The sequence below is a fragment of the Flavobacteriales bacterium genome (genome assembly GCA_016124845.1).
GTDB lineage: Bacteria > Bacteroidota > Bacteroidia > UBA10329 > UBA10329 > UBA10329.
The window spans coordinates 22,035-29,196 of sequence record WGMW01000059.1 but is presented as its reverse complement, the minus strand read 5'-3'; the positions used below and the strand labels follow the sequence as shown (position 1 = coordinate 29,196).

8 protein-coding genes are annotated in these 7,162 nt (G+C 43.2%); all 8 read right to left on the bottom strand.

What is annotated here, in order from left to right; all coding sequences use genetic code 11:
• Nucleotides 1-295: 295 nt before the first annotated feature.
• Nucleotides 296-571: a hypothetical protein gene (locus GC178_18270; protein MBI1289518.1), complete on the bottom strand. Its 276-nt coding sequence runs from the start codon at nt 569-571 to the stop codon at nt 296-298.
• A 5-nt stretch (nt 572-576) separates the two neighbouring features.
• On the bottom strand, nt 577-1,545 hold the full coding sequence (locus GC178_18265) for a hypothetical protein (protein ID MBI1289517.1): 969 nt from the start codon (nt 1,543-1,545) through the stop codon (nt 577-579).
• A 28-nt stretch (nt 1,546-1,573) separates the two neighbouring features.
• Nucleotides 1,574-2,413 (bottom strand): hypothetical protein, encoded by an 840-nt coding sequence (locus GC178_18260; GenBank protein ID MBI1289516.1) that lies wholly within the window; start codon nt 2,411-2,413, stop codon nt 1,574-1,576.
• Between the two features lie 31 nt (nt 2,414-2,444).
• Nucleotides 2,445-3,170 carry a hypothetical protein gene (locus GC178_18255; protein MBI1289515.1) on the bottom strand — a complete coding sequence of 242 codons (726 nt, stop codon included), beginning with the start codon at nt 3,168-3,170 and terminating at the stop codon, nt 2,445-2,447.
• Nucleotides 3,160-4,278 (bottom strand): AAA family ATPase, encoded by a 1,119-nt coding sequence (locus GC178_18250; protein ID MBI1289514.1) that lies wholly within the window; start codon nt 4,276-4,278, stop codon nt 3,160-3,162. Before GC178_18250 ends, GC178_18255 begins: the two co-directional genes overlap by 11 nt.
• 120 nt (nt 4,279-4,398) lie before the next feature.
• On the bottom strand, nt 4,399-5,259 hold the full coding sequence (locus GC178_18245; GenBank protein MBI1289513.1) for an IS1595 family transposase: 861 nt from the start codon (nt 5,257-5,259) through the stop codon (nt 4,399-4,401).
• Nucleotides 5,260-5,350: 91 nt separating this feature from the next.
• Nucleotides 5,351-6,223: a tyrosine-type recombinase/integrase gene (locus tag GC178_18240; GenBank protein MBI1289512.1), complete on the bottom strand. Its 873-nt coding sequence runs from the start codon at nt 6,221-6,223 to the stop codon at nt 5,351-5,353.
• Complete coding sequence (locus tag GC178_18235) at nt 6,220-7,134, bottom strand: tyrosine-type recombinase/integrase (protein ID MBI1289511.1); 915 nt, start codon at nt 7,132-7,134, stop codon at nt 6,220-6,222. Before GC178_18235 ends, GC178_18240 begins: the two co-directional genes overlap by 4 nt.
• Nucleotides 7,135-7,162: the final 28 nt, after the last annotated feature.

Below are 7,162 nucleotides of genomic sequence, written 5' to 3'. Positions count from 1 at the left end.
CTTTCTCGGTTTGGTGTTTAGTGGTTCGGTTTTTCTGTTGCTCTCGGCTTTATTTTGCTTCTTTTTTGGGGGCTTTTTTTGGTTTGGTTTTGGGGTTTTATTCAGCCCTTAAAATCCGCCTGAATGCAAGCAGAATGGGGCAAAGGGGGAAAAGGAAGGAAAACGGGCGGAAAAGCAGGCAGGGAAAGAGATAGCAGCGATTTTGGCTATTGTTGATAACTTTCTTGGCTCGAAGGGGCAGGAAGAAGGTTTTGAGTAAAAAAGAAGCCCAAGCGGTGAACTTGGGCTTTGGATTCTAATTTAATCCCAAAATTGTTTTCCAATCGACAATGCTTGCTTCAACTATTCCAATAACGATTAAAATTAAAAACCAATACCATTTTGACTTAAACAAATCGAATTGAAAAAAGAGAAGAGCAAAGCACATGATTACAGTTAAAATTCCAACGAATGCAATTCCTAAGAAAACTCCTGTTGTTGTTTCTCCACCTGAACCCCCATAAATTCCATAGAGTATAGATAGCACTACACCAGCTATATTAAAAATCGCTATGTAAAATAGTAGTTTCATTGTTGCTACTTCTCACGTGCTTTATTCAATAAATTGCCTAATTTCTTTACTGTGCCTTTAAAGTTAAATATTGAATGTCCTTGCTCACTATCTCCATTTGTATCAACACTTTCCGCGCCTTGCATTTTATTATTTCCTGCGACCATATCGTTGCTGTGTGAAGCTTGATATGTAGGAACTCCCGGAACTGCGTCATTATGGTCTGAATCGGGTTGATAGGGCGCAAAATCAACTTCAATTTCAATTTTTACATCTGTAATATCATTGTCTTTCATGTATTGCTGTAATCCTTCGACATAACCTTTTGCATAAGCGCCACCCATACTATGCGAAACAATTTTAATAGTCTCCCCATCATCTAAATTATCAAGTAAAGGCTTGGCATCATTCATTGCAGCATCATATCCTGCTTGATGTCTTTTTGCAGCACTCATTCCATTTAAAGGAGCATATCCACCTGTAGCACCATCACGATAAATCGCCTTAAAGTCATTGAATTGACGCATTACTTCCTTATCAAAGGCGTACGTCTCGACATTTTCATAGTGACTTTCCCCTGGGTCCATCCATTGACTTGGCTTTCTATCCCACACTAATTCCTTGCGGTATTGTCGCCAATATGCGGCACGTCCGCCATCTCCATAATGATTTCCATTTATAAAGACAACAACTTCACCGTCAGGATCAATTGCTCCGATTGGCGTGTTTAATGCAAATCCATAAGGTGTGAAAGCAGGATATTCCCTTTCTCTTGTGTCTGTTGCAAGCCATCTTCCTAAACGTGGGTCGTATATTCTTGCTCCAAAGTCAATTGAATTACCATTTCCTTTAATCTCGTCATCATGCTCTTTACCGTTGAATGAGTATCTGTACGCGGTCGTACAGATTTGAGAAAATCCCTTAGGCTGATATAACGAAAGGCCAACAATCAACGCAATGAAATTACATTTTCCAAAGTGAACAGTTGATTTAATGCACTAACAGCCATAAATCAGAGGGTCACTATTTTCTGCTTTTGAAATAGGCAACAACCTCCTTCTTTGAGTAAAGTGTTTTATTTCTTTCCCAATGTTCATAGGCCTGTTGAACTGAACCCATTGGAATACCCGTATCAAAATACGGTTCTCCTGGGATTCGATGTGGAGGCGGTTGAACATGCTTTGTCTTTATCACTTCATTGATAAAGTGCTTGTTGGTCTTGATTGCGCGGCTCAGCTTTTCATCTGCTTGTTTACTATTCCCTTGAAGGACATTCAAAACAACAGTTCCGAATGTGAACTCAATTGAATAATCATCGGGGTATTTTTTCAAAAGCGATTCTGCCTCGTGAAAATCTTCTTTGGCAAAGAATACTTCCAATAGCAAATACCTGATTCCTTGATGATCATCCCCGTTCAAACGCAACAGCTCGTTGTAAACACGTATTGCTGTGTCGTAGTTCTTTTGGTGTTGGCACTCAAGACCGTAATTGTGACAGGCTCTTAAGAATGGTCGATTATCCAAGCTCTGCCATATCAATCTATGATTGTCAAAATCAAACTCTTGAGGGAAGCAGTCTTTCCCAAGATCATAGGACTTCTCTGCCGTTAATGAGCTTTCGAAGAACTTCTTCTGATTTCTGAATGCAATACTTAGATGGTTGTATGCATCTATATAATATGGGTGTTTGGCAATTAGCCTTTTGAAAACAGTTTCGGCTTTCTTGTCTTGGTAGCCCAAAAGTTCAACCGCAGCCCAAAACTCATTGTAAGTTTCTTCATTATCAACCGAAGAAGGATAGACGAACTCCCATTCATTCTCCCAATAATTAACAACAACTGGTTTCTGTGAGCCTTGCGCCATTACTTGCGATACCGTTAACTTGCATGATTACTTATTCCGTCAACATTTCATTGATTCCTTCTGCACCGTAATACCCCTGTAGAAACAATGGGAAACCACTAAGTACCGCCACGGTCGAATCGACTTCAATATACTTTTTAAGCTGATGGATAAAAATCTCCATCTGTAACAAAAGAATTGTAGGTGAGACGAAATCATCATTCACGATGTAGTTGGCCTTACAAAGATGAGCTTCAATCGCTTCCAACCACTCGTGCTTTGTCCATGCGGTCAGATTCTGAAATCGATTATCGCATTCTGCACCTACCATTTTCTTGTAGCCAACTTTATCTTTGGCCTCAACTTTTAGGTTCTTGAATTCAATATCTTTCGATAAATGCTTGATCGATTCGACCATTGGATAACTGACCAGCAGTTTACCGGCCTCCGTTTCCTGATCAAACAGGTCTATCAACTTTCTTAGATTCTCATCATCAGCACCTGTTGCATGTCCATCATAATCAAAGAAGAGATATATTTCAGCAAAATCATCCCTATCAAAATCCGAGAGATCGGTAATGTTCGCTGTCCGTTGTTGCAGAAGAACGAAAGTGTCCAAATCTTCATCAGCATCAATTTCTCTATACAGCTGATAAATGTCCCCGCAGTAAGCAAACTGAATGGCAACTCTATCATCAAGGAAATATTCAGCCAGATTGTTGGATATCTGCTTCTCCGTTTTCTCCCCTTCAAATACAAATAAGATGTTATTGGACATTAAACGAATCTGCTTTGTACATCTTTTCCAAGTTGTGAGCCTCTCTCAATTCCTTCGATGTGCTTCTTGCAATTGATTGTATAGCATCTTTTTTCATCAGAAAGTAGCAGTCCGGCCTCAACAAGTCATTCGTCATGATTGATACATTGTGGGTAGTGAGGATGAATTGTATTCCCGTTTCTTTGAGCCTCTCAACAACCATTGCAGACAATTCATGATGATAGAAAGCATCAAACTCGTCTATAATCAAAAAGGAGACTTTTGATGTCTCTTTCAGTCTTTGTAACCAATAATAAAAGAGCACCAAGGATTTTGTACCTGTTGAAGCAACATCAAACAAAGAGATTGTCTTTCCGTCAAAATCAAACGCCAATACCTCCTTATCTAATTCTTGTTCAACCTTGAGCTTACATACTATTCCCGCTTCATTCAGAAATTTTTCCAAGTCTGGAACGTTTCCTCGTTCTATTATATCCTCTTGTAGGCTACTTTGTCCTGATTGCAATCCTAAATACATATTGCTGTTCAAGGACCTAAAAAACAACATTCTTTCTACGAAATCATAGAACAGCTTAAAAATTTCATTCTCCTGAGTTGGGTCGAATTGAGTGTTGTTTTTGATATACTTAAGCAAGGAAAGTTTGCTATTCGTCAGTTCGCGATTCAATGTCTCCGTTCCGTCAAATTCTATTCTGGCTTGGGGGCCTTCACGCCTATCAATACCAGCTAACTCGACACCGTTTATTTCAAACTTTTCAGATATAAGCGTATCACTATTCTTCTTTTCATATTCGTATAGCACCTTGTCCGAGCCAAATAGAAACTCATACCTGAACTTGGCATAATCTGAATCACTATATGCGTTGAGATAAGAAGCATTCTTTAATTCACTCAACGAGTTGTATTCGGTAAGATGGCTAACTATATCAAATATCGCCAGTCCCAAGTTGGACTTACCAACACCGTTTTTCCCGTATATAATGGCGTTGTTTACAACATTGTTCTTTATACTTTCTTGGTTGAACTCGTAGGCATTGACCTTGGTTAGGTCAAAAACAAAATCTGAATTGAACCCTTTGAAGTTTGATACTGTGAATTTCGCTAACACGATTTCTTGAAGTTTGGCACGAAAGTAACAACCGATGGACAAATGCCGTAATTTTTTTACGGCAACATCGATTTTTCTTGGAACCGAAGACAATATTAAATATTCTGATTCCCCCACAAATTACCAGTAGCATTTAGCAACTGCAAGGGATAGCCTGTCGAATAGGCGTTCACCGAAGTACCTACGGTTGAGTTTGTAGCAGAACTCGTTGAGGTAATTCTGTAGATACTTTCCCTTGATGCAGTGGTAGATTCCAAGTAGTGTCCGTTTTGCATTGCTTATGGCGATATGTACCCACTTCAGGGTGGTGCGGGTGGTCTTTTCATCTGATCTTTCGGTGATGTGTGTCTCCACATGTTCAGCGATGTCCACATAGCTGGTACTCTTGTCTGAGAACACGATGCTCCTTTGGTCGGGCATCACCTTCATCTTGAAGTAACGGCACTGTCTGGAGCATTCGCCTGTTCCGATGTCTTCCAGCGGTGTCGACTCTGCCATCACGGCCACCTGTGCCTGTCTCTGGCTGCCCCTTCCGCGTTTCAGCTTCACGTGCTTGGAAGTTGCCTTCTCAAAGTACCCATCGTCAAATTCTATCTCGCCCTCCAACAGGTAGAGGGCATCGCGCTTTCCCATGGCCTCCCTTATGCGGTGCATCAGCCTCCAGACCGTATCGTACTTGGGATGCCCCAGTTGCCGTTGCAGTTCGGCAGCTGAGATGCCCTTCTTGCTGAACGACATGAAGGCCATGGCCAGGTACCAGGTGCGTACACTCACCTTGGATCCCTCCATCATGCTGCCGCTTTTGAGCGTGATACGGAAGCCACAGGTGGCGCACTGCCACTGCTCTTTGGCCTTGAGCCAGTAATGGTGCGTGCCTCCGCAGCCCTTGCAGACCACACCTTCATGCTCACGCTGAGCACGGAAGTGTTCGCGACAGCTCTGCTCAGTAGGAAATTCTTCAATAAAATGCAGTAAATTCATCCTCGTTGGGTTTAAGTTCAACTCAAACCAACAGCTCAGAAACGTAATCTATTTACGTAGTGGCAAACTGCGGGGGAATCAGATTAAATATTCACCCCAACGGATGAAACCTCCCGATCGCATCAGATAGTTGTCCAAGGTCGGTCGGACGATACCCTTCGGTCGTACTCGGGAAACGGTGTCCGGCCATGATCTGCACCTCCTTTATCCCAAGTCCCTGTCTGAACCAGTTTGTGATAACCGACTGCCTGACCGTTTTCGGATTGAGCGTTCTTTCTGCGAACATATCCCGTTGAGATTCGATAAGATAGTGGAATGATTCCCCTTTCTCGATTGTGCCGAGCTTGGTGATGAAAAGTTGGTCTGTCTCTGTTCTGAGCAGCTTTGGTCGGTCATGGTTCAGATAGTTCTCCAGAAACAACCGCTGATTGTTCTTGAGGTGGAGAATACGAGAGTTCAGCCTTTTGGATGCGCGGATGATCACCGTTCCTTCCTCCACATCAATGTCATGGATGGTGAGGCTTTCCAATTCCCCTGTGGTCATTCCCTGATATATATAGAAGCTGATGGCGAGCTTCATCTTGTTCTTTAGAAGTGCGTATCGGTTCTCCTTTTGGAGCAGGAGTTCCAGTTCTGCCACGCTGAACATGTCCTGATGCTGAACCTGTCGGTTCTTTCGCTTGGCATCATTCAGGTAGATGCTCCTTGTGGGGTTATCTGTTCTGATCCCCACTTCGATCAGGTATCGGTAATATGCTTTTATTCCTGCAAGTTCGGTTGTTACGTAACCTGTAGAGTAGTTCCTATCCCTCAGCACTCCGATATAATTCCAGATGTCGCGGTAGCGATTGTGATGTGCCTTTTCTTCTGTTTCGTGTTCGATATAAAGACCGATGGCCCGGAGATAACGCCTGGCACTGGCCTCAGAGAACTGTTGATCAAGGTAGGTTTCTATGGTTTTCATGTCCGTTGATTTTTACGGTTGTAGCGGTATGCGGTCATATAGTTCTGTGTCATGTCCAATGATGCATGACCGAGAATGTCCTGTATCTGTTCGATGGGCATTCCGTTCTGTTTCAGATGGGTGGCAATGGAGTGTCTGAGCACGTGCAGACAGACCTCTTTTTGGATGTCGGTCCTTTCCGCGATGGCTTGGAGCATGCGGTTTGCCGATGCCCCTGACATGCGATTTCCGTTATTGTTCAACAGGAATGCTTTCATGTTATCCGGTGTGTAGGTACTGATGTAGCCTTGCCGTTCGTTCGTCCAATACTCTTTCAGCTGATCTGCGACCGAGGTGTGCATGGGTATCTCCCTGCGTTTGCCGAACTTTCCTTTCCTGACGGTGAGTACCATGCGATGGAAGTCGATGTCGCTCCGGTTGAGATCCTGACCTTCCGTTCTTCGCAGTCCACATCCGTAGTAGATGCTGAGGATGGCCTTTTCCCGGTGGGTTTCTGCCTTTGCATAGAGTTGTTTTATCTCATCGATGGTGAGTGCCTGACGTGGGTTCTTATCGGGCCGTGGGAAATCCAACCCTGATATGGGATTGATCGGTATTGCCTCCAACTTCTGCAACCAAGCGAAGAAAATGCGGATGGCATGCATATGGTGGCTGAGCATCGAGGATGAGAGACCTCCATCATGTCGGTTGTTGGGTCGCTTGGACAGATAGGTGTAATGGCTTTGGATATGCTTGGGTTCGATCCATCGGATGTCATAGATGCTCTGTTCTTCCATCCGGTAGAGGAATTCCTGCACATTGGAGGGCATGGCATCCTGACTTCCCGTGGAAAAACCTTTTTCATACAGGTGTTTTCGGAATGCTTTGATCATTTCCCGGTAGTGCTTCTTATGGAGTATGAGGTGCTTCATTTTTCAGGGGGTCTCTTTCATTTCGGTG

Excerpts from the sequence above, each read along its gene's own strand:
- GC178_18270 (MBI1289518.1), bottom strand. The coding sequence starts at position 571 with ATGAAACTACTATTTTACATAGCGATTTTTAATATAGCTGGTGTAGTG.
- GC178_18260 (MBI1289516.1), bottom strand. The coding sequence starts at position 2,413 with ATGGCGCAAGGCTCACAGAAACCAGTTGTTGTTAATTATTGGGAGAAT.
- GC178_18255 (MBI1289515.1), bottom strand. The coding sequence starts at position 3,170 with ATGTCCAATAACATCTTATTTGTATTTGAAGGGGAGAAAACGGAGAAG.
- GC178_18245 (MBI1289513.1), bottom strand. The coding sequence starts at position 5,259 with ATGAATTTACTGCATTTTATTGAAGAATTTCCTACTGAGCAGAGCTGT.
- GC178_18240 (MBI1289512.1), bottom strand. The coding sequence starts at position 6,223 with ATGAAAACCATAGAAACCTACCTTGATCAACAGTTCTCTGAGGCCAGT.
- GC178_18235 (MBI1289511.1), bottom strand. The coding sequence starts at position 7,134 with ATGAAGCACCTCATACTCCATAAGAAGCACTACCGGGAAATGATCAAA.